Here is a 256-nt window from a genome sequence, read left to right as displayed (position 1 = left end):
GAATATCCTATCGAACGCCTATACCGTGATGTTCGGCTGCTGCGCATATACGAGGGTACTAGTCAGATACTTCAGATTATCACTGCCCGCGAGATGCTGCGGGAAGCTGGCCTCTAAGGAGAAAGTTGTGGCAGGACCTTTAGAAGGTATACGTGTTTTGGACCTTACCAGCGTAGTAATGGGGCCTTACGCGACATCAATACTGGGCGATCTCGGTGCTGATGTCATCAAGATAGAAGCACCCGGTGGAGAGGTT

2 protein-coding genes are annotated in these 256 nt (G+C 50.8%); both read left to right on the top strand.

Features of this window, described 5'->3' with window-relative positions:
- On the top strand, positions 1 to 117 hold a 117-nt coding region (locus tag E0702_RS20100; protein WP_205742113.1), incomplete at its 5' end, for an acyl-CoA dehydrogenase family protein.
- A gap of 10 nt (positions 118 to 127) precedes the next feature.
- Positions 128 to 256: CoA transferase (locus E0702_RS17920; RefSeq protein WP_205742112.1), on the top strand; the 129-nt coding region annotated here is incomplete at its 3' end.

This window comes from Halomonas marinisediminis (genome assembly GCF_004347715.1).
In the GTDB taxonomy this organism is placed as follows: Bacteria; Pseudomonadota; Gammaproteobacteria; order Pseudomonadales; family Halomonadaceae; genus Halomonas; species Halomonas icarae.
This window is presented reverse-complemented; position numbering and strand designations above follow the sequence as displayed.